Raw genomic sequence first — 23,318 nt, 5'->3', positions numbered from 1 at the left:
AGCAGGGCTACGGGCCCGGGAACCTGAGTTGCAGGTCTATTGCAAGGATAGACGCCGGTTTGGTCGCCTGCCTGCCGGCGACAGAGCATCCGGTCAGAACATGTATTGCAGGCCAACCCGGGCGGTGTCGAACTCGGGTCCGTCGTTGGTGACCTGACCATTGAAGTCGTCTTCGTCAACATCATCCACGTTGTAGCGGTTGTACTCGGCGAAGGCGGTCAGTGATGGAGTGACCATGAAATCGACACCGGCCCCCACAAACGGGCTTACCTCGTCGTAGGTCTCCTTCTCGTCAAAGGCGCTCACTTCCATATCGGACGCGAAGGCCCCGACCTTGCCGTAGACGCCGAAGGCCTGGGTAACCGGAATGCGGCCCTTGGCGGAGAGGGACAGACCCTTGAGGTCAGAGCGGACGTCATCCTCACCGAACTTGCCGAAGTCGATGTAGTCCGCTTCCAGGGCAAAGAAGGGGTTGAACTGGTAGCCGGCGGAGACGCCGTACAGGTCGCGCTTGTCATCAAACTCCCCACCATGGGATTTGTAGCCACCGTAGCTACCGCTAACGAAGAAACCGGATGAATCCCGTTCCGCCTTGCCCTGTGCCATAACGGCGGGGGTTGCCAGGACGGCGGTTGTGATAACAGTCATATACGCAATACCGGATGTCATTCGCATAATTCAGACCTCCCTGGGTCATCAGATAATGTCACTGCTGCGGGTCGAGACTGTGGGCTCGATCACGCGATTCCCAGCCTAAATCAAATTGGGTAGGTTCCAAGTTAAAGTCGAAGTACGCTTTGGTAATTGGCCTGTAACTCGTTAACTCATTGAAAAATATGATTTAAGAACCTGCCGGAAAGGTTTTCCCTGATGCGCCGCGCGAGGCCGGAAGGAGGAAAAGGCCGGCCCGCAGTCCGGGGCCGGCAATGAGGAGGAAGGGGGCAGCCCGGCAATGCCGGGCTGTTACTGCTGGGGAACGTCAGATTCCCCGATCAATGACGGCCTGGGTCACCACATCGTCTATGGAGCAGATCGGGTTCTCCTGCCCCACCCAGGGATCACCGCCAAAGTACTTCTGGAAGATCTTTTCGGCGGTTCGGGTCGCCAGTGCCTGGGACGTCAGGGTGGGGTTGGGCCCACCGATGGCGTTGGGCAATGCCGAATGATCCGCGATATAGAGACCTTCCACCGCACGGGCCTCGCAGTTCTCATCCAGTACCGAGTTCCGTGAGCTGTCACCCATCCGCATGGACGACTGCATGTGCAGCAGCACCGGGTTCCAGTCCAGGCGCACGATCTTCGAAGCCCCACCGGCGCGCAGTATTTCCGCTGCGCGGTTGCACAGGTAGTCCCGGTTACGCACGGTGCGACGGGAGCGGTTGCGCTTCTCCATGCGTATGCGGGCAACGGGACCATGCTCGTCGGTGAAGGCCTGGGAGACATCGACACGGTTCTGATATTCAACATCATCGTCCGTGAGAATCAGAATCGGCATCAGGCGATTGGCATCGGACATCATGTCCTTGAGTTCGTTGCCGTACACCCGACCGGACTTGCCATCCCAGGCGCCGGTGTTGGACAGGCCGTTATCGTAAAGCGAACGGATGCCCGTGTTGCTGTCGGTAAGGTTGTTGGCGTGAATGGCAGGCATACTGGAGGCGTTCTCCAGGGACCCATAGCCAGGGAAATCGGCCCGAGAGGACGATGAGGGCCCCCCGGTGCCGCCGACATCGTGGGGGAACTGGCCGACTACCCAGTCCAGGGCGTGGTCGGTCAGTCCACGGCCGACCCAGCCATTGAAGTCCGGCAGATCGCTGTTGTGCCACAGCCGCGGGTTTTCGATGCAGCCGCCGGCCATGATCACAACCCGGGCTTCCTCGCTGTGGGTCTCGCCGGTATTGGTGTCCCGCCATTCCACGCCTCTGGCGACCCTAGTCCGGCTGTACCAGGGGCGATCACTGATAACACGGGTGACATAGGCGTCGGTGATCAGGGTGATGGCCTTGCCGCCGGGCTTGTACAGGTCGGCGGTCAACGCCATGGGAATGTAGCTGTTGTCCGTGGACCGGCGAGCCTTCAGGTTACGTGGTGCACCCTTGGGCAACTGGCAGCCCTGGAAGCAGTGGCCACAGTGTGTGCAGCCGGTGGCATCCGGGTATCGCAGTTGTGAGCTGTCCCGGGTCTTGCCGGCATTACCCCCCGGTTGCAGGATCGCGTTCTCCTGTGGCCGGAAGCCCGCCCGGGTGACATCCTTGCTGGTAATCGGAGACAGACCCGCCGCCTCGGCACTGTCAAAGAAGGCCTTTTCCTTTTTGCCCATGGCAGCGGTCTGCACCGGAAGGGTGGCTTCAGTCCACTCATAGTACGGCCGCATTTCCTCATAGGTGAAGGGGAAGCGGTAGTCGTTGTCGTAAAGGTTCCGGTCGGCTCCGTTATAACCGGCGAAGATGCCTGGCATGGCCCGGGGGCTGTTGCCGTAGTAGTGCAGGGTGGTGCCACCGACCCCGGCTACCTGGGAAATGGTGGAGGGATTGGTGAGTTCCCTGAACCAGGCGGGTTTGGAGGGATCGGAGGGGCCTACCCGGAACTTGCCGGTCAGGGTGCTGTTCATGTGGTTTTCGAGGTAGGACCATTCCTGTTCCGGATTGGCGTGGCGGGCGCCACCCTCAAGTACCATGACATCCAGGCCACGTTCGGCCAGTTCCTTGGCGACGACAGGGCCACCGCCCCCGGCGCCGATCACGATGACATCACGCATTGTCTACACTCCTCCGTCCCTGGTAATAACCAATAACATCGTCGCCACCGTCCGGTAGAGGGGGCGCATCCGGCTCGTAGCCACTGATAACCCAACCCAGGGGGCGCTGTGTCACGGTGAGGTTCTCCGGATCGAACACCGCGAATTCGTTGTAACTGGCAAAGCTGGCAACGCGGATCACGGCTGAAATGAATGTCTGAAGGACTCCCGGCGCCGCCTCGCGGAAGGTGGCATCGGGAATGGTCCATTGCAGGGCATTCTTGAGCCAGGAGTCACTGCCATCCAGGGCCGCCATGACCCGGCCTTTCTGTTCCCAGGTCAGGTTGGAGAAGGGTGCGACGAATGGTCCGGTGCCGGGCTCGTCAATGACCTGGTTGGCCACCAGGTTCAGTAGCAGGGTCAGCATGATGGAATTGGCTACGTCCCCTTCAAGGTACTGGCTCAGGGTGGCGTCCAGGTTTTCCAGGATCCACTCGCCATTCTCTCCCAGGGAGGCAGCCGCCTCGTCGGGAATGGACAGCGGGGCGGCATTCAGGTACGCGCCGATACCGTCCAGCAACTGGTTCATGAACTGCGGCGGCAGGGGCACGAGACGGTCGATGCCGCCCGCCAGGTAAAGGTCTGCCCGGGTACCGATGCCACCGGGAACCGGTGAACTGACGCCCTGGTTCTGGGAGTAGGGGTCATCTCCGGGCACGGCAAAGGCGATCAGCCCGAAGAAGGTATCGTTGCGCAGGGCCTCCAGCGCGGCCTGGAGTTGCTCCGCGGTCCACTGGACGTCACCGCTGAGATCAGCGTAGGCCTTGCCGGGAACCAGCAATCCTGGCGCTACCGCCGCAGCGGCGCCCAGTATGCCGGAACCCACCAATAACCTGCGGCGGCCCTCATTGAGCAGGGGTTGAGGTGCTTCTCTCTCTCGTTTCACAAATGCCTCCTTGGCATGCTTCGAGTTGGGTGGCTTGGACACCACCTTCGTACGGAGCCTTTCCTGTCTCCTGCAATCGGATTGCGATACAGCGGGCAAGGTGCAGTGTGAACGACCGGAGGTGGCCCTGTTCTTGTTGGCCCTGGCGACGACAGTGACATGCCGCTATCAGGGGGCTATTTAACGGGTCCTTAAAATAAATACCCCCTGAAAATAGGCAGATGCGTACCGTGTTATAAGCAACTGACCGATGTCAGGGGACACTGGGATGTCAGGTTCATTATGCCTTTGCTTTGAGACTATTGTGTTAAGTGTCTCACCGAACTGTCAGGCGAATCGTGAGCGACCTGCCTATTTGCGGGATTAAGTGAATCTCGGGTAATTCAGGGAAGGGTTTGCGGCCAGGGATCCAACAGGCCCAGGGAGCCCACGCCGGGGAGCTTGATGGCCAGGTGACGGGGATCAACACCCAGGGAAAGCCCGAGAACATTCAGTTCCAGGCCCTCCCGGACACCGGCCAGGATGCCGATGTAACCGCCGGCGGACAGCTGGTAGCCGGCTCCTGACGGCGTCTCGGCAACATAGCCGTTGCCCAGGTAATCCTTACCGATGGCGGTATTGGGCAGGTTGACCTCCAGGCCGGGCACCTGGCGGATAATCCAGGCCACGAAGGTATTGCTGTTGGGGCCGGGCCAGGCCTCGTAGGTGTGGGGGTAGGGGTAGTCGGCAACGGCCTGTTCGATATCCGGGATCAGGCGTGCAGCGGTTTCTCCGGATATGCTGGCCAGCAGCGCCGGCGGAGCTCCGTACCAGGCTCGGTCTGGCAGGGACCGGTAGGACCGGACCTTGTTGCTTCCCCAGCCGGTCACCTCATGGACGGTGTAGCTGTCGGCGCCTTCCGGCTTGGTGGCGATCCAGGTGTGGATGGCAAAGTAACCGCGCCAACTGAACGCCCTTGCACCGTAGACCTGTACCAGGGCCTGGGGGGATTCGGTGACCAGGGGAGCCAACCCGGCACTGGAACGATCAGCGTCCCGCCAGTTGGCACTGGTATCCATATTGGAGCAGGCGACCATAAATACGGGGCCGGATAGCAGGATGGCGAGAAAAACAAGGACCCGGAGGCCCCATTTAACGGGTCTGGACATGGGCATCAGGACAGGTCTGTGAACAACAGTCCTTTGTAGCATACTCCTGATCGCGTCGACAGGGCGGGCCCTGGTCGGGCGTCGTTCAACGTCGGTCTGCGGAATTCAGGGCGTCGCTGATGGCGCGGGCCTCGGCTTCCAGGACCCGGTAGAGGAGCGAATTACCCTGTTTGCTCGCGGCGTTAAGTTGCTTCTGCTTGTTTGCGTACAGCCGGTGGAGAAGGTCCGCCTGCTGGCTGGAAGTGACAACGGTCATGACGAATCCCCAGTGATGTCAGCTTATTTTACGAACTGCCGGTAAACTGGCGTCTACGGGGAATGCAGCATAATCCAGGCCAAGGGCGCCAGGATGAGTGTTGGAGCGTTCCTGCCGTGACAGAGGTAGCGCCGGATACCGCTACCCGGTCGGAAAAGCGCCGGGAAGCGTTGTATAGTGACGCTCAGCGTCAACGCGGGTTGTAAAAAGGGAGGCGATAGGTGCCGGATTTGTTTACAGGTCAGGACGTGCTCAATGTCCCCGGCGAACCGGAAAAACTGGCCCCTGGCGCCTTCCTGTTCCGCCAGTATGCGTTGCCGGTGGCGGAGCAGTTGCTGGAAGCCATCTGGGCGGTATCGTCGGTGTCACCGTTCCGTCGGATGATGACACCGGGGGGGCGCCGGATGTCGGCGGCCATGACCGGTTGCGGTGAGCGCTGCTGGGTGACCGATCGCAAGGGCTATCGCTATGCTGACATGGACCCGGAAACCGGCAGGGCCTGGCCGTCCATGCCGCCTGTCATGGCCAGCCTGGCCCGGGAGGTATCCGCGCAGGCTGGCTTCCCGGGATTCGAGCCGGATGTCTGCCTGATCAACCGCTATGAGCCCGGTGCCCGCATGGGTCTCCACCAGGACCGGGACGAGGAGGATTTCCGCTGGCCAGTGGTGTCGGTTTCCCTGGGGCTGCCGGCAGTATTCCTCTGGGGTGGCCTGAAACGGGGCGGATCACCGGCACGGCTGAGGCTGGAACATGGGGATGTACTGGTATGGGGAGGGGAAGACCGGCTTCGATACCATGGTATCGCGCCGGTCCCGGATGACCGGTGTGAGGCCACCGGCCATGTGCGCTACAACCTGACGTTTCGCCGGGCCCGGGAGTCCCGGTGACGGATGTCGGGTTGCCGGGCGCTGTCAGGAGCGGCTGGTGACTTCCAGCAGGTGGTAGCCGAACTGGGTGCGGATCGGTCCGATCACCGTGTTCAGCTCGCCGTTGAACACGGCCTTGTCGAATTCCGGTACCATCTGGCCCGGCCCGAAGGAGCCGAGATCACCACCGTTGCGACCGGAGGGGCAGCGGGAGTGTTCGCGGGCAACCTCGGCGAAATCCTGTCCGTTCTCGATGGCCTGCTTGAGTTCGTCGCACTTGGCTTCGGTTTCAACAAGAATGTGGCGGGCGGTAGCCTGTGTCATGGTCAGTGTCCTGTTCTGTGTGTGGAACCGGAATGCTGCCTGCCGTATCTGTCCGTGGCAAGTCTTTTTGCGCCCGCCGGTTCCTGGCTATGCCCCGGATCTACCCGGTATCTTGCTGTTGGTCGCTGTTGCGTCGCTTATCCGGCCGCCGGACGGTTGGGCCGGAAGTAGACCGCGATCCGGTGTTGGGCGGTGTGAATCCAGCGAGCCACCGTCTTCACAGCTTTCCGTGCGGCTGCGCGGGTATAGGCCCGGCGAAGCTCAACGGCGTTGTGCAGCACGGTGGAGGGGACGGGGGTTACCATTACACGATCTTGCATACGTCTTACCTCCTCAGGTTGGGTTAATTGCATGATCAGGTCCCTCCCGACGGGAGGTCAGGCTGCGAGGAAGCAAGCCTTCAAACGTCCTGCCCGTCAGGATGGTTATATTCTGACCGGTCTTTTTTGCAGTTTAAATACGTTAAACTCCATAGTTCCGTTGCAGATTTGCAGTTATTAATCGATTGGAAAGTTGAATGGATTGGGATTACCTGAGATACGTACACGCCCTCGCCAATGGGGGCACCCTCGCCAGGGCCGGGGAGCTTCTGGGTGTCCACCAGACCACGGTGCTCCGGCGGCTGGACCAGATGGAAGAGGAACTGGGCGTCCAGCTCTTCGACCGGAACCGCGACGGCCTGGCCCTGACGCCCGCCGGCGAGCTGGCCTTCCAGGAGGCGGACCGGCTGTCGGTGGACATGGAAAACCTGGAGCGTCGTCTGGTGGGGCAGGAAGCCCAGCCAGAGGGCCGGGTCCGCCTGGCCACCACCGACAGTCTGCTCAACGGGTTGCTGGCACCCCTGCTGGCGGAGCTGGTGGCAGCCCATCCGGGCATTGAGGTGGAAGCTATTTCCAGCACCGACGTGGCCGGGCTGACCCAGCGGGACGCGGATCTGGTACTGCGACCCACCAACCAGCCCCAGCAGACAATGGTGGGGTCCCGGATTGGCTGTATCGAGTCGGCCATCTACGGCAGCCGTACCTACCTCGGCCAACATCCGTTTAATGAATCCGAGCTGCCCGGTGACCACGTATGGGTAGTACCGGATGAGAGTTTTGTGCACCTGGCCACGGGCAAGTGGTACCGGAAGAACCTGCGTCGCGCCGGGGCCACACTGAGGTGCAATAGTCTGTACGGCATGTTCAGCCTGATTCGTTCGGGCAGTGGTCTGGGTGTATTACCCTGTTATCTGGGGGACCGCGCCGACGACCTGGAACGGCTGTCCGGACCGCTTGAGGGGGAAAGCATTGATCTCTGGCTGCTGGCCCATCAGGATCAGCGCCGGATGGCCCGGGTCCGGGTGGCCCAGGATTTCCTGACGGAACGACTGATGACCCGGCAGCCGTGGCTGGAGGGTCAGGCAACTACCGGAGGCAATTGATGGCATCCATGCGCCCCACCACACGTTCAGTGCCCATGCCCCGCTCCGGACCGGAACCCGAGGAAATGGCGCCCCCGGAGGCGGCATCCAGGCTGGCGGAGTTTATCCATCGGCATCCCCGCCTGTTGGTGTTGACCGGGGCGGGCGTGAGCACTGACTCCGGTATTCCCGACTACCGGGATGCCGCCGGGGCCTGGAAGCGTCGCCAGCCGGTACAGCACCAGGCCTTTATGTCGGATGTATCACTGCGCCAGCGGTACTGGGGGCGGAGCCTGCTGGGCTGGCCGGTTATCCGTAATGCCACGCCCAACCAGGCGCATCACCATCTGGCGGCCCTGGAAGCCCGGGGATATACCGACCTGCTGGTGACACAGAACGTGGACCGGTTGCACCAGAAGGCCGGTAGCCGCACGGTGATCGATCTGCACGGTCGGGCCGACCAGGTGGTCTGCATGGCATGCGGGTACCGGTGTGAGCGGGATCAGGTGCATATCCGCTGTGCCGAACTGAATCCGGGTTTCCTGGATCTGAGTGCGGGTGCCGCCCCCGATGGCGACGCCGACCTGGAAGTGGATTTCAGCGGGTTCCGGGTGGCCGACTGCCCGCACTGTGGTGGGATACTCAAGCCCGACGTGGTGTTCTTCGGTGATTTCGTGCCGAAGGAACGGGTCAGCCAGGGCCTGGATTATCTGCGGGAGGCGGACGGCCTGCTGGTGGTGGGGTCGTCACTGATGGTGTATTCGGGGCTGCGTTTCTGTCGCTACGCCAGGGAGTGGGGCAAGCCCATGGCCGCCCTCAACCTGGGGCGCACCCGGGCCGACGGAATGCTGGATCTGCGCATCAACGCCAGGATCACCGAGACCCTGTCCCAGTGTCTCCGATCCCTCTCTGCATAGGGGCGCGGCCGGTCAGGCATAAAAAAGGCCCGGCAGAAACTGCCGGGCCAAACGACACTCTGCAAGCAGAGTGTTACCCCCAAACGTTCCCGGAGTCCTTCCGGCTGGTGCCGCCGTTCCCTGGCGGCGCTGGTGTTATGGGCCGGTCAGCCTGTGATGCCAACCGGCAAAGTGGCTTTTAGATACCCCGGTTGATAACGGCCTGTGTGACCACGTCATCAATGGAGCAGATCGGGCTTTCGTTGCCGACCCAGGTATCGCCGCCAAAGTACTGCTGGAAGATCTTCTCGGCAGTACGGGTGGCCAGCGCCTGGGTGCTCAGGGTCGGGTTGGGCCCGCCCAGGGAGTTCGGCAGCGCCGAGTTGTCGGCAATGAACAACCCTTCCACGGCCCGTGCTTCACAGTTCTCGTCCAGCACGGAGTTGCGGTGGTTATCGCCCATGCGCATGGAGGATTGCAGGTGCAGCAGCACCGGCGTCCAGTCGGTACGTACGATCTTCTTCGCGCCAGCGGCACGAAGGATTTCCGCGCACTTGTTGGCCAGGAAGTCACGGTTGCGTTTGGTACGGCGTGAGCGGCGTCGCTTGTCGATGCTGACCCGGGCCACCGGACCATGGTCGTCCTCGAACACGCGGGACACGTCTACCTTGTTCTGGTGCTCTACGTCGTCATCGGTCAGCACCAGGATGCTCATCTGGCGATTGATGTCGGACATCATCTCCTTGAGTTCGGTGCCGAAGACGCGCCCCGGCTGGCCGTCCCAGGCGCCCTGGCCACCGGCGCCGTTGGTATAGGCACCACGGATGCCACTGTCGCTGGCCGCCAGGTTGTTGGCAGCGACGCCAGGCGTATTCGCCGTATTCTGGATCGCGCCGTAACCCGGGAAGTCGGCACGGGAGGAACAGGAGGTACCCCTGGCCCCACCCACATCGTGATCGAAGATGCCGGTCACCCAGTCCAGGGCGTGATCGGTCAGACCACGGCCAACCCAGCCGTTGGGATCGGGAAGATCGCTGTTCATCCACAGGCGCGGGTTCTCGATACAGCCGCCGGCCATGACCACGACCTTGGCGTCTTCGCTATGAACCTCGCCGGTGTTGACGTCACGCCACTCGACCCCGGTGGCCTTCTGCATGCGACGACCCCAGCGACGATCAGACAGGATGCGGGTTACGTAGGCATCACTGATCAGGGTGATGGCCTTGCCGCCGGGCTTCCACAGGTCAGCCGTCAGCGCCATGGGCGTGTAGCTGTTGTCCGTGGAGCGACGGGCCTTCAGGTTTCGGGGTGCGCCCTTGGGCAGCATGCAACCCTGGAAACAGTGACCGCACAGGGTACAGCCGGTGGCGTTGGGATAGTTCAGCTGTGACGCATCGCTGGTCTTGCCCGCGGTACCGCCGGGTTGCAGGATGGCATTCTCCTGGGGGCGGAAACCGGCGTGGGTAATGTCCTTGCCGGTAATGGGCTGCAGGCCCGAGGCTGCGGCAGCGTCGAAGAACGCCTTTTCCTTGGTGCCCATGGCTGCTGTCTGAACCGGCAGGGTCGCCTCGGTCCATTCATAGTAGCGACGCATCTCGTCGTAGCTGAACGGGAAGCGGTGCCGGTGGTCGTACAGGCGACTGTCACGCCCCCGGTATCCGGCAAAGACACCAGGCATGGCCCGGGGGCTGTTGCCGTAGTAGTGGAGTGTGGTACCGCCGACCCCGGCTACCTGTGAAAAAGTACCGGGTGTTGCGTTTTCACGGAACCAGGCCGGCTTGGCCGGGTCCGACGGACCAAAGCGCAGCTTGCCGGTCAGGGAACTGTTCATGTGGTTCTCAAGGGCGGACCATTCCTGCTCCGGGTTGGCATGGCGTGCGCCTGCCTCGAGAACCAGTACATCCAGGCCACGTTCGGCCAGCTCTTTGGCTACGACAGGACCACCGCCGCCAGCGCCAACAACAATGACATCACGCATCAAACACTCCTCCGACCCTGGAAATAACCGATAAAGTCGTCACTACCGATACCGCTGGGCGGCGCATCGGGCGCATACTGGCTCAGAACCCAACCCAGCGGGCGCTGGGCCACTTCACGGGTGGCGGGGTTGAACACGGCGAACTCGCAGTAGCTGCCAAAACCGGAGATGCGCATCATGAACGCAATCATCAGGTTGAGTACGCCCGGGGCGGCTTCCCGGTAATCCCGGTTGGGGATGGCCCAGGTAATGGCCCGCTTGAGCCAGGAGTGTTCGTTCTCCAGTTCCTCGAATACCTTGGCTTTCTGCTCCCAGGTCAGGTTGGCAAAGGGTGACGGGAAGGGGCCGTCAATGGAGCCGGAGACGCGGGTGGCGGCCAGGTTGAGTAGTAGTGCCACCAGTACCGAATTGGAGACTTCACCTTCCAGCAACTCGGTGAAGGTGCTGTCCAGGTTCTCCAGGATGTATTCGCCGTTCTCGCCCACGTCTTCAGCGGCCATTTCGGGAATGTCCATGGGGGACAGTTTCAGATAGGTGGCAATGGAAGCCAGCATCTGGTCCATGAATTCCGGGGGCATGGGGACCAGCAGATCGGTACCGCCGGACAGGTACAGGTCGGCCCGGGTGGTGATGCCGCCGGGGTAGGGTGTGCTGACACCCTGGTATTCGGAATAGGGATCGTTGCCGGGAACACCGAAAGCGATCATGGCAAAGAATGTGTCATCCCTGAGTGCAGTGAGTGCCGTGCGCAACTGGTCGACGGTCCAGTCGACAGGCTCGACGTTCTCATCCGGGTTCCACCATCCCCAGCCGCCCCTGCCCCAGTGGGCAAAGGCCACTCCGGGATTGACCGCCGCTGCTGCGCCGAGCAGGCCAGAGCCGATCAGCAACTGACGCCTCCCCGAGCTGATGGGGACATTGGTCGGTTTGTCTTCAGACACAGGCACCTCCCTCTCATCACTTCTCGGGCCCACTGGAGGTGGCTGTGCCGGCCACCGGGCCCTGTTTTTATTGGAGAAACTCCCGTTCCTCCCATATTGGATTGCCGGTTTTTAACCGGAACCTGTATAGCAAGGCTAATGGTTAATTAAGACAAAACCAGTAAATGTCTCGAAAAATATGACATGTGTTACATGAAACCTTTCGTAATGAGACCTGGTTTGCGTTTTATGTTGAAAAATGGAGGGTTATGCCATGGTGTGGCTCACAACATGATGCGGGCCTGTCGTTTCGGTCCTGGGCTTTACAGGATCTTTACCCGGTTCCAAACATGGCTTTACATATCACGCGGTAGGGTGGAACCACAGCCTCAACGGCGTGTGCGGTGTATCCGCGCAAGGTTTCGCAAGGGAGAACCCTATGAAAAAACTGCTGATTGCCCTACTGGGTATGGCCATGCTGGCTTCCGCCCCGTCTGCCATGGCGGACCGGGATCGCGATTGGGACCGTGATCGGGGATCGGGCTGGAACAGGGAGCATGACAGACACGAAGGACATCTGAGGATGAGGGTCAGGGACCGCCACAAGCACCACCACCATCGCGGCCATGGTCGTTACCGCGACCATCACCCGGGTCGCCACGGGCACCACTGGCGTGGTCACGACAGACGAGATCACCGCTATCATGGCGGCCATAGAGACAGAAGCAGGCACGACCACCGGGACCGCCGGCACTACCACCAGGATCGCAGCATCGTTATCGGTATCGGCGATGACCGGCAGGGTGTCCTGATCTGGAACCGATAGACAACAAGGGGTTTCCGGCGGACAGGGAGGTCGGACGCCTGGCTCTTACCCTGTCATTGCCGGCGTCATAGGAACCGGCTTTCCAGCCTATTGAGCACGCCAATTTAAAAAATGGGCAAACCGGGTCTATTTTTAAATGGAGAGATCTTACGGTTTTCTGCCCAAGCGTCTTGGTAGGGGGAGTTTACATGGAGCTGTCAAAACAGTCTGGAAAGGCATCACTCTCGGGGCGATCGTCCCTCCAGGATTATCTTCGTGAACTGCTGGAGAAAGCCGACATTACCCTGGGTGGCGACCGCCCCTGGGATATGCAGCTCAATACGCCCGGGGTAGCGGAGCGGATCTTTACCGGCGGCAGTCTGGGGCTGGGCGAGAGCTATATGGATGGCGACTGGGAAGTTCAGTCACTGGATGAATTCATTCACCGGGTACTGCGCGCCCGGCTGGCCCGGCAGGTGCGCCCGACCCGGGTGCTGTTGCACTACCTGAAAGCCCGCCTGCTCAACCGGCAGACCGTGTCCCGGGCTCGGGAGGTAGGCGAAAGACACTATGATCTGGGCAATGAATTCTATGGCGCCATGCTGGATGCCCGCATGACCTATACCTGCGGTTACTGGAAGAATGCCAGCAACCTGGACGAGGCCCAGGAAGCCAAGCTCGACCTGATCTGTCGCAAGCTGCAGCTGGGGCCCGGCATGCGGGTGCTGGATATTGGTTGTGGCTGGGGCAGTTTCATGGCCTACGCCGCCGAGCATTACGGGGTGGAATGCGTGGGGATTACTATTTCCCGGCAGCAGGCGGAGTATGCCCGTCGCAAATACCCGGACCTGCCGCTGGAATTCCGGCTGCAGGATTACCGGGAGGTGGACGAAACCTTCGACCGTATTGTCAGCATAGGCATGTTCGAGCATGTGGGTGACAAAAACTACCGCACCTATATGGAAGTGGCTCAGCGCTGCCTGAGGGATGGGGGGCTGTTCCTGTTGCATACCATCGGCTCGAACCATCGCTCCCATGGCAGTGACCCCTGGATTGACAAGTACATCTTCCCCAACGGTGAACTACCCTCCGTGGGCCAGATTGGTGATGCGGTGGACGACCTGTTCGTAGTGGAGGATTTGCACAACTTCGGTCCGGATTACGACAGGACTCTGATGGCCTGGTACCGTAACTTTGAGGAGGCCTGGCCCCGGTTCGCCGAGGAGCTCGGGGAACGCTTCTTCCGTATGTGGCGGTTCTATCTGTTGTCCTGCGCGGGAGCCTTCCGTGCCCGGGACCTCCAGCTCTGGCAGTGGGTGTTGTCCAAAGGGGGCACTCAGGATGTCTATCCCCGTGTAACCTGACGTTTTCCGGGAGTCAGGCATACAGCCCAGCCCGGGCCAGCAGGGCATCCTCGTCGATTGGATCCACCTGGCTACTGTCCAGGTGGTGTCTGGCGTAGTCCTGCCAGACACCGGAGCGTACGAAGAAGCCAAAGGTATCGCCATCCAGGTGACCACCGGCCACCATATCCGCCATGATGGCCAGGGTCATGCTCAGTGGCTTGCCATCCTTGTAGGGGCGGTCGGCAGCGGTCAGGGCCTCGAACACGTCGGCAATGGCCATGATTTTTTCCGGAACGCTCATGTCCTCGCCGTGCAGCCGGAACGGATACCCTTCCCCATCCATCCGCTCATGGTGGGTGCCGGCGAGCCGGGGCACCTGCTTGAGCCCTGCCGGCAGGGGCAGGCTCGACAATAGCCGGATGGTCTGCACGATATGGTTGTTGATATGGAACCGCTCCTCATCGGTCAGTGTGCCCCTGGCCACCGACAGGTTGTGGAGCTCCCCCAGGTTGAAGGAATGGGTCGGCAGGGTCATGTCGAAGCCCCAGCGGTTGTCCGGATCATCCCGCTGCACCGGTGGTTTGCGCTCTCCCCAGGGAATCCGGTGTTCCGGGCGGTCCGACAGCAGTGGCTCGGTCACCGGCAGGGAGGGCTCCGGTACCGCCCGGAGGCGCAACGCCTCGTCGTGGGACAGCCCCAGGCGGTCACTGAAGTGCCTTTGCCAGGTTTCCCGGCTGATCCTGTCCAGTTCCGCCAGTGTTTCCGGGGCCAGGAACTCACCGCCCTGGTTACAGCGCGCGACCAGCGCGAAATCCTGCTGCAACTGCTGTTGGCGCCGGTCCCGTTGTTGGCGGGCCTGTGTCTTGTCGTCGCCCCGTAGCAAGGCCTCCAGGTAATCCAGCTCGGCGTCCCGGTGCAGCACCTCGAAGCGTGTACGGATCTCGTGGATGCGGTTGTAGAGGGTTTCCAGCTTGGTGGCCTTGTCCACCACATACTCCGGTGTGGTGATCTTGCCGCAGTCATGGAGCCAGGCGGCGATGTGGAACTCCTGTAATTCCGGTTCACTCAGGGTAAAGCGCCTGAACGGCCCCTCGCGACTGGCCATGGCCTTATCCAGGATCATCCGGGCCAGTATCGGGACCCGTTCGCAGTGACCGCTGGTGTAGGGAGACTTGGCGTCAATGGCATCCGCCACCAGCCGGATAATGCCGTCGAGCAGGGCCTGCTGGCTTTCGATCAGTTGCCGGGTCTCGATGGCAACGGCGGCGGCACCGGATATCCGCGTGATGAAATCCACCAGCTCATCGGCGGGGCGGTCGGCACCGTCCTCCAGCTCGATCACCAGCACACCGGTGAGGTGCTGGTTCCGGTCCCGGAGAACGGAGACCACGGTATTGCCGGGCAGGGTGGTACGCAGGGTGGCAATGATTTCCGCATCGCTCTGGCGATTCCGGATGTTGGCGAAGAAGGCCGGCAGGCCCGGAGAATTGGCCGAACGAGCCAGTGTCAGCTGGTTGTCGTCGGGCTCGAACAGGTAGATGCCCCCCGAGCGCTCGCCCAGAATCCGGAGCAACTGGTCCAGCACGCCGGACAGCATCCGGTCGAGTTGACGCTCCCGGTTCAGGGTCAGGGACAGGGTCTCGAAGCCGCGAATGGCGTTGCTCATGCCGGAGAGGGTGCGCCCCAACTGGGCGGCCTCCCGCACCCGGCTGTCAGAGGGCGGCTGGCGTTGGAAGTCGAAACGGGCAAGGGACCGGATATGGTCCGTAAGCCGGTGGAAAGGGGTGGCAATGCGGTGCCCCAGCAGCCACCCGACAACCACGAACAGGGCCAGTATGCCGATGGAAACCAGTGTCTGGTTAACCAGGGTGGTGCGGGCGTCCGCCAGCAGTTCGTCCTCTGGTATGGCGACCACCAGGTTGAGCGCTTCCGTGGGTAGTCCCGTTAACGGAAGGTTCACCCCGAACCATCGGTCGCCGTCGTACTCCAGTGATTTCACCTCTCCCCCCTGGGGCAACCCGGCGGCAGTGGCCAGGGCATCCTCAGCGGGCCGGTTACCGGGCCTCCCCGGCATCAGTGTGCGCAGTTGCAGGGTGGCTCCATCCCCGGTCAGGCGCATTCTGTCCCGGTCCGGGTGGGCCAGTAGTTGCTGCTGTTTATTCACGATGGCCAGTTCCGTGCCCGGCGTCAGGCGCAGGCCATGCAGTTGTCCCCCCAGGTCGGTCAGTGTGGCATCCAGCCCCAGGATGGTGCCGGTGCCCGGACTGCGGCGTGCCATGGTGACGCCGATCTCACGGGTGGTGAAGAACACGTAGGGGGCGGTAACCACGGTGTCCGTGGTGTCACGGGCCCGCGAGAACCAGGGGCGGTTACGGGGATCAAAGCGATAGTCCGGCATCGCGCGTTCGGACAGAAGCGCCAGGTTATCGTCGTAGAACCGCCATCGGCCGGTGACTGAGTCGCCATCTTTCCCGCGTTCCACGGATTGCAGCAGATAGCGGCTTCCCGGCGGACCGGCCAGTGGATCCTGCTCCGGTGCCCCGGCCAGGTCCCGGAGCAGCAGGAAATCCCCGTCGGCATAGCCCAGGTAAACCGCACTGACCAGTTCGCTGTCCTGGAGCCAGTCCAGTAACACGGGGAGGTGACGCAGGCGCTCATCGAGTGAATCCGCCCCGGTGACCGGGTGGTATCGCAGCCACTGCAGGTCGGTCTCCGGCTTGCCCAGTATGGCTTTCACGCGGGCGTTCAGAGTGGTGCTGAGCTGATGTGTGTAGTCCGTTGCCGCAGTGACCAGGGCCCCGGACATGCTCCGGTACCCTGTTGCAATGAGGATGCTGGCCAGTAACACCAGAGACAGGGAAATAACGGCGGCGGTCAGGAAACCCAGGGAGAACTGTTTACGAGGGTGCCCCATACGGCAACGGTCCTTTCGTTGGGAATGGTCTGGTCGGCGAGTGATGGGTGGATCCCGTCTTCAGGATAGTCCGGATATCAGGGATTTGCGTTGCGCTATGGAACTGTTCCCCGCCCTGTGCGAGGCTGTTGCCTCTGCGCTGTGTGCCCCGGCAGGCGTGTCTGGCGCGTACGGTTGCTTCCCAGTGTCCTGTTATATGAGAGTGAAAGATCATGGTTGCCAGTCAGGTGGAGTCCCGGGAATTCCTGTTTCAGCTTTTCGATATCCTCGATACCGGCACGCTGGTCTCCCGCGACCGCTACCAGGGGCACTCGGATATGTCCCTCAGAACCGTGGTGGAAACCTTCAGCCGGCTGTCCGCAGGGCGCAGCGGCGCCGGCGATGACCATGCACAAGCCCTCGCGGAAGGGGCCGTGGGAGTCGTGCCGGAAGTGATCCTGACGCTTGGCAATGGTCTCTACGAGGCCGCCGGTCAGCCATCACGACTGTTCCGCACCCGCTCCGAGGAACTGGTGGCCAGCCCCATGGCCGCCTCCCTGGCGGCCTGGCAGGGTTACCGTGAAGCCCTGGAGCCACTGTCCGCCGATGCCCTGGATAGCGCCGACGCGGCAGACCTGAGGGGGCGTCTGCTGGCCGCGAAGAGCCGCTGTGAGGCGGCCCTGTCCATGTGCCTGTATGGCGCATCGCTGGTGGAGGATACCCAGAGCCATCCGGATCCGGAGCGCCATGAGGCATGCGAGCGCCTGCTGGCCTTCCTCCAGCCACTGATTGCCTGGTGGCCCCATTATGCCGCGTGGCAAACGTCGGTGAGTCTGGGGAACAGCGCCGCCCCGGCGCCGGATCCCGCTGAGGTCAGTGATTACGCCAGGGATTTCCTGGGGCAGCGCGTATGGCAACACCAGAGTCACGGACTGCAGCTTTTCCTGCAGGCATTACAGAAGGATCTGGAGGCAGCCACCACCCAGGATACCCAGCAATGGGCCCTGTCCCTGAGTGAAACCCTGCAACGGGCGGTGAAAGTGACCCAGGGCCTGGGGCAGGGGTTGCAGGCCGGCTCCCGGGACCGGGTACTGGCCAATGCCGCCCGTTACCTCCATCTGTTCGGCGAAATACTCGCCGGCTGGATGTGGTTGCGCCAGGCCAACGCGGCGGCCAGGGGGCTGGCCAGTGCGGAAGCCGGCGATGAGGGGTTCTACCGGGGCAAGTTGCAGGCGGCCCGGTACTTCTTCCACTGGACCCTGCCGGAAGTCGCCCAGGACCTGGTCCTGCTACAGAACCAGGACACTACTGGCCTGGATATGCGGGCCGGCTGGTTCTGATTCCGAGGGATCAGGCAAAGATACCGATCAGGATAATCCCCAGCACGATGCGGTAGGCCACGAAAGGCATCATCCCGATGTGTTTGATAAAGGCCAGGAAATAGTGGATGCACAGGTAGGCGGAAACCCCGGACAGCAGGACGCCCACCGCCATGAACCCCCATTGGATGGGTTCCGGGGTCTCGATCAGGTCCTTGATCAGCAGGCCGCAGGCCAGCACGATGACCGGGATGGACAGCAGGAACGAAAAGCGGGACGCCGCCTCCCGGTTCATGCCCATGAACAGGGCGGCCGTGATGGTGATACCTGAGCGGGAGGTGCCCGGAAACAGGGCCACTGCCTGGGCGCAGCCGATCACCAGTACATCTTTCCAGGTCATCTGGTGTTCGGTGCGGCTGCCCCGGTGACGCAAGTCCGCCCAGGCCAGCACCACACCGAACACGATCAGGCCGGCAGCCAGGTATAGCGGCGACCGGAGCACGGTCTCTATGGTGTCCTTGAAGGCCAGTCCGGCCAGCCCCACCGGGATGGTTCCCAGCAGTACCGCCCAGGCCAGCCTGGCGTCGGCATCGGGGCGGCGGGTTCGCAGGGAGCGGCCCCAACTGATGGTCATGGCTGTCAGGTCCCGACGGAAATACAGCACCACCGCCAGCAGGCTGCCCAGGTGTAGCGCCACATCAAAAGCCAGCCCCTGGTCCTGCCAGTTGGTGAGCACCGGTACCAGGATCAAGTGGGCGGAGGACGATACCGGCAGGAACTCGGTAATTCCCTGTACCAGGGCAAGGATCACAACCTGAAGCCAGTCCATGGGGCATCCTGTCTCGGGTAAAGTGGAAGGTTTGGTAACCTGTTGAAACGGGGCTATTCTAAACAAAACGCCGGGCAGGGAACAGGCAGGTCAGGGAAATGGCCTGACAGGCCCGGGCCAAACAACGGTTTCTGGAAAATGCCGGCAATGTGATCCAGACTTTTGCTGGTGCCCGATACTAATCAATCAGCGGACCATCCAGTGCCCCATCAGGGTTCCGCTTATCACAGGCAAGGATATGGCTAACGCAAGGCCCTTACTGGAAACGTCCCTCAGGTCGAAACTGACCCATTACATTCTTCGGCAGCAGATTGTTGAACTGGTCTACCGTGACGCCTCTGGCCAGGTGCAGGTCGTACATTCACGTATACGGGACCTGTTTACGCGCCCCGGGGGCGATTTTGTCGCCCTGGACAAGGGTGTACTGCTGGCGGTGGATCACATCCTGATTATCGACGGTTACAATCTGAACGGTTATTGAAATGCGGTAACCTCATGGCAATGCAAACATTACATGACGTGCCCTAGTATCGGGGGTGACTACACGGCGGCGTGAACCTGGTCTCGGTTCACACGAGGTTGGCCGTGTTCTCACTAACCAAAAGGGATGACCGATGAAAAAACTGACGCTGAGTTTCTTCACACTGATGTTGGTTCTGGGCCTCGCTGCCTGCAGCGACGACACTGAAGAAGGCGCAGATATGGAGCAGGCTGCAGAGAATGTTGAGGAAATGGCGGAAGATGCAGCCGACGCCACCGAGGAAACCTTTGAGGATGCAACCGGCACCCAGGAAGATCCAATGGAGCAGGCCGCGGAATCCACCTCCGAAGCGACCGAAGAGATGGGCGATGAGATGGAAGAGGCCGGTGAGGAAATGGAAGAGACCGCGGACGACATGACCCAGTAACCCGGTCCTGGTTTTCTGAGTACAAAGGCAGGCGTCAGCGCCTGCCTTTTTTATGGTCTGTCATCCGACTTCCCACTCCTTGCCCTCATCTCACTAAAGTCGGAGTTTCTCCGGCAGACGGATCACGTATGCTTGGTTTGACTACAATATGAACAAAACAAGCATAACGAGAGGTCTCAATGGGGACATCAAGCCGGTTTGCCGTATTGGCCGGGCTGATTGCAGTCCTGATTGTTGGTTGTGTTGCCGGCCTGGCCGACATGGCCAGTGGGTCGCACCCCCTGCTGGTGGCAGTGTCCACCACGGTGGCGGCCATGGTGGTCGCGGTGCTCTGGTGGCGGCTGTCAATGGCGCCTCTGGTCTCCACCGCAGACAGGCTTGCCCGTGGCGAGCTGAACCAGCGTCACCCCTGGTATTCCCGACTGGAACCCCTGCTGGAACAGGCCGCCGCCGGACGGGCATTGGTGGAAACCCTGTCTTCGTCTGCGGACCAGAATGCGGTCTCCGCGGCTGAAGTGTCCTGGGCCGCGGACCAGCTTAAGCAGCGCCTGGATCAGCAGGTGAGTGAAATCGGGCAGATGGCGGATTATGCCAGGCAGGTGACGGAAACCGTCCAGCACAGCGCCCGGCAGGCCGGTGAGGCGTCCGAGCGGGCGCGGGGCGCCAGCCACCTGAGTGGTGAGGGGCGTCAGGCCCTGGGCGCGGCCATCGGCGATATCCGGGAGGTGCACCAGCAGTCGGAACAGAACCTGTCGCTGATCCGCGACCTGAATGACAAGTCGGACCGGATCCAGGGTGTGACCTCGGTAATCGAGGGCATTGCCGAACAGACCAACCTGTTGGCGTTGAACGCGGCGATCGAGGCGGCCCGGGCTGGCGAACAGGGGCGCGGGTTTGCGGTGGTGGCGGACGAAGTTCGCAGCCTGGCCTCCCGGACTACCGACGCTACCTCCGAAGTGGCGGGGGTACTGGCAGGGATACGCCAGGCCACCGCCAGCATCCTGGAGGGAGTGGAGAGCCTGTCCCGTTCCGTGGAACGGGGGCTGGAGTCCGTGGAATCCGTGTCCGGCAACCTGGAACATATTGGCAACGAAGCTGACCAGTTGGCTGGCGAGGTGTCCGCCATCGCCGACAGCGACCTGGAAAACGAACGCAACCTGGCGCAGGTCCTTCAGGGGGTGGAAACCCTTCGTGACCAGATGGCGGACAGTGACCGGGGCGTCGGGGAGCTGGCGACCCAGGCGGCACGCCTGATGGATATCGCGGAGCAGGCCAATGCGGCGTTCGCCGCCAGTAGCCGCGAGAGTTACCACCGGTTCTTCTATGAACAGGCCGCCCGGGCCGCCGATACCATTGGCAAACGCTTCGAACAGGCCCTGTCACGCGGGGAGCTTACCGAGTCACAATTATTCGACCAGCAGCGGACGCCGATACCGGACACCTCGCCCACCAAGTACCACAGCGGCTTTGATGAATTCACCGACCGGGTGCTGCCGGATATCCAGGAACCGGTGGTCCAGTCCCACGACGCCCTGGTATTCGCCATTGCCACGGCGCCGGATGGTTATGTGCCGACCCATAACCGGGCCTTTTCCCATGAGCCCACCGGTAACCCCGAGCAGGATCTGGTGCGCAGTCGCAGCAAGCGGCTGTTCAACGACCGTACCGGTGCCCGCTGCGGCAGTCATACCAATACCATGTTGCTTCAGACCTACCGTCGGGATACCGGCGAGATCATGCACGACCTGTCGGTGCCCATCCTTGTGAACGGTCGCCACTGGGGCGGGCTGCGGCTGGGCTACCGACCGGCCGTCGGCACGGGTTAGCCGGCAGCGGCCCGCCGGATGGTCGAAGGCCTGCTGTACGTCCTATACTGGGTGCCGATACCCGATTCGTCCGGTTACCGGGCTGACCGAACGCAACACCAGACACAGGAATCGCCCCTTGACTGATCCGGAACTGATTCCCACAGGCCGCACCAGCCACCGGTACACGGAAGACCCGCTATGGAAGGTGGTGGTGGCGGTCTATCTGTTGCAGGCCCTGGCCATTCCCACCAGCGGCCTGATGGCCGTCGCCGGTGTGATCATCAATTACCTCAAGCAGGACGAGGCCCGCAACAGCCCGCTTGAGCCCCATTTCCGCTGGCAGATCCGCACCTTCTGGATTGGCTTGCTCTGGGGCGTCATTGGCACGGTGACCACCTTCCTGCTGATCGGCTGGTTCATCCTGCTGGGGCTGGCCATCTGGTACATCTACCGGGTGGTACGGGGCGCCCTGGCCCTTAACGATGGCCGCGCGCCCTAGTGCACGGTTTGGTTAATTCGCTGACTTACTGACGCCCTGAGAATCTGGAAAGCAAGGCGCGGTGGTGGTCAGACCTCTTTCAGCCGCAGGGCGCTGACGGTGCCCGCCAGGCCCATGAAACCGAGGAACAGGATAACGGCGGTATCGGATATCAGGGCCACCAGGGCGGTCAGCCCCCCGGTGACCAGCAGGAGCAGTCCGATCACCGAGTTGCTGACCGAGGTGTAGTCTGTGCGCTTGTTGCCGCCGGCCATATCCACCAGGTAGGTCTTGCGCCCCAGGCGAACCCCGGCGTGGGCGATGCTGAGGATGAAGAACGCCAGTGGGTAGAACCAGCGGCCACCAACCTGCTCCCCGAGGAACAGACCGGCGGCCCCCACCATCAGGCAGGTGCCGCTGGCGATGATGGCGCCGCGGATCATCACCCGCCGACTGCTGGCGTCCGCCATCCAGCCCCAGACGCTGGCGCTGATGGAGCTCGCCAGGCTGCTGGCCAGCAGGAACACACCCAGAAGCCAGGCGGAGTCTTCCTGTTTCTGGGCCAGCAGCACGAAGTAGGGAGAGGCCAGGGCAGAGCACAGCAGCAGAGCGCGGGTGATCACGAAATGACGGAACGGTGGATCCGTTCGCAGCAGTCCCAGGTTGTTGAAGGCGTCCCTGAGCGCATTGCCGCCGCCGCTGGTTTCCCCTTCATACTCGTCAACACTGGCGAACAGCATTCCGGCCACCACCCAGAAACCGGCGGCCAGTAACAGCAGCAGGGTGTAGAACAACATCGAGGGCTCGCCCCGGTCCCAGAAGAGCAGCACGGTCAGGATGGCCGTGGCGCTGCCGCCCAGGGTCGTGGCCAGGCCTGACAGGCGGCCACGGCGGCCCTTGGGGATGCACTTGCCCTGTACGTCCTTCATGGACACGGAGCAGAACCCCCTGGCCAGGGAAAAGACCACCAGCGCGGCCACCACCCCGCCACCGGCGGCATAGCCATCCAGGAACCACACGCTGGCGGCCATGCCGGTCACACTGACCGCCTGGCCCAGTGCACCCAGGGTCCAGAACCACTTGCGCACCGGCTTTCGCCGCACCCAGGCACCGATCACCATCTGCGGCAGCATGGAGCCGGATTCCCGGATCGGCACCAGCCAGGCCACCAGGGCGGGCGCCCCTACCGCATTCAGCAGCCAGGCCAGTACCGTCTTGGGACTGATCAGCAGGTCGCCAAGTTTGGTGAGCACGTTACTGGCCAGGATCAGGAAGAAATTGCGGGGCACCTCCTGGCAGGCTTCATCCGGCAGATCGGTGCAGACCCGGGCATCTTCCTCATTGGCAATCAGGCTGTAGAGGTGTTCGGCTGTGTCGTTCAGGCTCCGGCTTTCAGGCAAGGGGCGGTACTCCGGTTGGCTGGGGAGGAAGGTTGACGGTAGCAGGTAGACGGGGTCCG

Annotated in this window: 22 protein-coding genes; 10 read left to right on the top strand and 12 right to left on the bottom strand. The window is 62.1% G+C overall.

All coding sequences use genetic code 11. The features are described 5' to 3' along the window. Positions 1 to 93 precede the first annotated feature (93 nt). From ACJO3T_RS00660 to ACJO3T_RS00640, 5 genes are all read right to left on the bottom strand, one after another. Complete coding sequence (locus ACJO3T_RS00660; RefSeq protein WP_406964049.1) at positions 94 to 648, bottom strand: porin family protein; 555 nt, start codon at positions 646 to 648, stop codon at positions 94 to 96. 331 nt (positions 649 to 979) lie between these two features. Continuing rightward, positions 980 to 2,758 carry a GMC oxidoreductase gene (locus ACJO3T_RS00655; protein WP_406964050.1) on the bottom strand — a complete coding sequence of 593 codons (1,779 nt, stop codon included), beginning with the start codon at positions 2,756 to 2,758 and terminating at the stop codon, positions 980 to 982. Then, positions 2,751 to 3,683, bottom strand: a complete 933-nt coding sequence (locus ACJO3T_RS00650; protein WP_406964051.1) for a hypothetical protein — start codon at positions 3,681 to 3,683, stop codon at positions 2,751 to 2,753. The genes ACJO3T_RS00655 and ACJO3T_RS00650 overlap by 8 nt, the downstream gene beginning before the upstream one ends. Positions 3,684 to 4,066: 383 nt before the next feature. Next, entirely contained in the window at positions 4,067 to 4,831 is a 765-nt protein-coding gene (locus ACJO3T_RS00645) for a DUF3750 domain-containing protein (protein WP_406977520.1), read from the bottom strand. An 85-nt stretch (positions 4,832 to 4,916) separates the two neighbouring features. After that, complete coding sequence (locus ACJO3T_RS00640; protein WP_328185820.1) at positions 4,917 to 5,087, bottom strand: hypothetical protein; 171 nt, start codon at positions 5,085 to 5,087, stop codon at positions 4,917 to 4,919. Between the two features lie 221 nt (positions 5,088 to 5,308). Between ACJO3T_RS00640 and alkB the strand changes: the two genes are divergently transcribed. Further along, complete coding sequence (gene alkB, locus ACJO3T_RS00635; protein ID WP_406964053.1) at positions 5,309 to 5,974, top strand: DNA oxidative demethylase AlkB; 666 nt, start codon at positions 5,309 to 5,311, stop codon at positions 5,972 to 5,974. A gap of 24 nt (positions 5,975 to 5,998) precedes the next feature. Here alkB and ACJO3T_RS00630 read toward each other — a convergent pair whose 3' ends face one another. Both ACJO3T_RS00630 and ACJO3T_RS00625 read right to left on the bottom strand, forming a co-directional pair. Then, the gene (locus ACJO3T_RS00630) at positions 5,999 to 6,277 is read right to left on the bottom strand and encodes a peptidylprolyl isomerase (RefSeq protein WP_406964054.1); all 279 of its coding nucleotides are present in this window, start codon (positions 6,275 to 6,277) and stop codon (positions 5,999 to 6,001) included. Positions 6,278 to 6,414: 137 nt separating this feature from the next. Beyond that, positions 6,415 to 6,597 (bottom strand): hypothetical protein, encoded by a 183-nt coding sequence (locus ACJO3T_RS00625; protein ID WP_406964055.1) that lies wholly within the window; start codon positions 6,595 to 6,597, stop codon positions 6,415 to 6,417. A 197-nt stretch (positions 6,598 to 6,794) separates the two neighbouring features. Here ACJO3T_RS00625 and ACJO3T_RS00620 point away from each other — a divergent pair, with 197 nt between their 5' ends. Together ACJO3T_RS00620 and ACJO3T_RS00615 are read left to right on the top strand one after the other, a co-directional pair. Then, positions 6,795 to 7,700 (top strand): LysR family transcriptional regulator, encoded by a 906-nt coding sequence (locus ACJO3T_RS00620; protein WP_406964056.1) that lies wholly within the window; start codon positions 6,795 to 6,797, stop codon positions 7,698 to 7,700. A gap of 8 nt (positions 7,701 to 7,708) precedes the next feature. Further along, entirely contained in the window at positions 7,709 to 8,596 is an 888-nt protein-coding gene (locus ACJO3T_RS00615; protein ID WP_406977609.1) for an NAD-dependent protein deacetylase, read from the top strand. A 178-nt stretch (positions 8,597 to 8,774) separates the two neighbouring features. On the opposite strand, the gene ACJO3T_RS00610 is transcribed toward ACJO3T_RS00615, so the two are convergent. Together ACJO3T_RS00610 and ACJO3T_RS00605 are read right to left on the bottom strand one after the other, a co-directional pair. Further along, a complete protein-coding gene (locus ACJO3T_RS00610; RefSeq protein ID WP_406977519.1) occupies positions 8,775 to 10,553 on the bottom strand; it encodes a GMC family oxidoreductase N-terminal domain-containing protein in 1,779 nt (592 codons plus the stop codon). After that, positions 10,553 to 11,494: a hypothetical protein gene (locus ACJO3T_RS00605; RefSeq protein WP_406977518.1), complete on the bottom strand. Its 942-nt coding sequence runs from the start codon at positions 11,492 to 11,494 to the stop codon at positions 10,553 to 10,555. The genes ACJO3T_RS00610 and ACJO3T_RS00605 overlap by 1 nt, the downstream gene beginning before the upstream one ends. A gap of 418 nt (positions 11,495 to 11,912) precedes the next feature. Here ACJO3T_RS00605 and ACJO3T_RS00600 point away from each other — a divergent pair, with 418 nt between their 5' ends. Then, positions 11,913 to 12,299 (top strand): hypothetical protein, encoded by a 387-nt coding sequence (locus tag ACJO3T_RS00600; protein WP_406977517.1) that lies wholly within the window; start codon positions 11,913 to 11,915, stop codon positions 12,297 to 12,299. A 188-nt stretch (positions 12,300 to 12,487) separates the two neighbouring features. After that, positions 12,488 to 13,642 carry a cyclopropane fatty acyl phospholipid synthase gene (cfa, locus tag ACJO3T_RS00595; protein ID WP_406977516.1) on the top strand — a complete coding sequence of 385 codons (1,155 nt, stop codon included), beginning with the start codon at positions 12,488 to 12,490 and terminating at the stop codon, positions 13,640 to 13,642. A gap of 13 nt (positions 13,643 to 13,655) precedes the next feature. Here the strand turns inward: cfa and ACJO3T_RS00590 are convergent, their stop codons facing one another. Continuing rightward, positions 13,656 to 16,538 carry an HD domain-containing phosphohydrolase gene (locus ACJO3T_RS00590; protein ID WP_406977515.1) on the bottom strand — a complete coding sequence of 961 codons (2,883 nt, stop codon included), beginning with the start codon at positions 16,536 to 16,538 and terminating at the stop codon, positions 13,656 to 13,658. Between the two features lie 212 nt (positions 16,539 to 16,750). On the opposite strand from ACJO3T_RS00590, the gene ACJO3T_RS00585 reads away from it, so the two are divergent. Next, positions 16,751 to 17,857, top strand: a complete 1,107-nt coding sequence (locus ACJO3T_RS00585) for an acyl-CoA dehydrogenase C-terminal domain-containing protein (RefSeq protein WP_406964062.1) — start codon at positions 16,751 to 16,753, stop codon at positions 17,855 to 17,857. A gap of 10 nt (positions 17,858 to 17,867) precedes the next feature. On the opposite strand, the gene ACJO3T_RS00580 is transcribed toward ACJO3T_RS00585, so the two are convergent. Further along, positions 17,868 to 18,665, bottom strand: a complete 798-nt coding sequence (locus ACJO3T_RS00580; RefSeq protein WP_406977514.1) for an undecaprenyl-diphosphate phosphatase — start codon at positions 18,663 to 18,665, stop codon at positions 17,868 to 17,870. A 238-nt stretch (positions 18,666 to 18,903) separates the two neighbouring features. On the opposite strand from ACJO3T_RS00580, the gene ACJO3T_RS00575 reads away from it, so the two are divergent. The 4 genes from ACJO3T_RS00575 (at position 18,904) to ACJO3T_RS00560 (ending at position 21,880) form a co-directional block, all read left to right on the top strand. After that, on the top strand, positions 18,904 to 19,146 hold the full coding sequence (locus ACJO3T_RS00575) for a hypothetical protein (RefSeq protein WP_406964064.1): 243 nt from the start codon (positions 18,904 to 18,906) through the stop codon (positions 19,144 to 19,146). Between the two features lie 133 nt (positions 19,147 to 19,279). Further along, entirely contained in the window at positions 19,280 to 19,573 is a 294-nt protein-coding gene (locus ACJO3T_RS00570) for a hypothetical protein (RefSeq protein ID WP_406964065.1), read from the top strand. A 179-nt stretch (positions 19,574 to 19,752) separates the two neighbouring features. Continuing rightward, positions 19,753 to 21,399: a methyl-accepting chemotaxis protein gene (locus tag ACJO3T_RS00565; protein WP_406977513.1), complete on the top strand. Its 1,647-nt coding sequence runs from the start codon at positions 19,753 to 19,755 to the stop codon at positions 21,397 to 21,399. Between the two features lie 118 nt (positions 21,400 to 21,517). After that, the gene (locus ACJO3T_RS00560) at positions 21,518 to 21,880 is read left to right on the top strand and encodes a DUF4870 family protein (protein WP_406977512.1); all 363 of its coding nucleotides are present in this window, start codon (positions 21,518 to 21,520) and stop codon (positions 21,878 to 21,880) included. 68 nt (positions 21,881 to 21,948) lie between these two features. Here the strand turns inward: ACJO3T_RS00560 and ACJO3T_RS00555 are convergent, their stop codons facing one another. Continuing rightward, a complete protein-coding gene (locus ACJO3T_RS00555; protein WP_406977511.1) occupies positions 21,949 to 23,259 on the bottom strand; it encodes an MFS transporter in 1,311 nt (436 codons plus the stop codon). Positions 23,260 to 23,318 lie beyond the last annotated feature (59 nt).

It is taken from the genome of Marinobacter shunpengi (assembly GCF_045449715.1).
Taxonomy (GTDB): Bacteria; Pseudomonadota; Gammaproteobacteria; order Pseudomonadales; family Oleiphilaceae; genus Marinobacter.
Note: the sequence above shows the minus strand (reverse complement) of the source record. Positions and strands in the feature narration are given on the sequence as shown.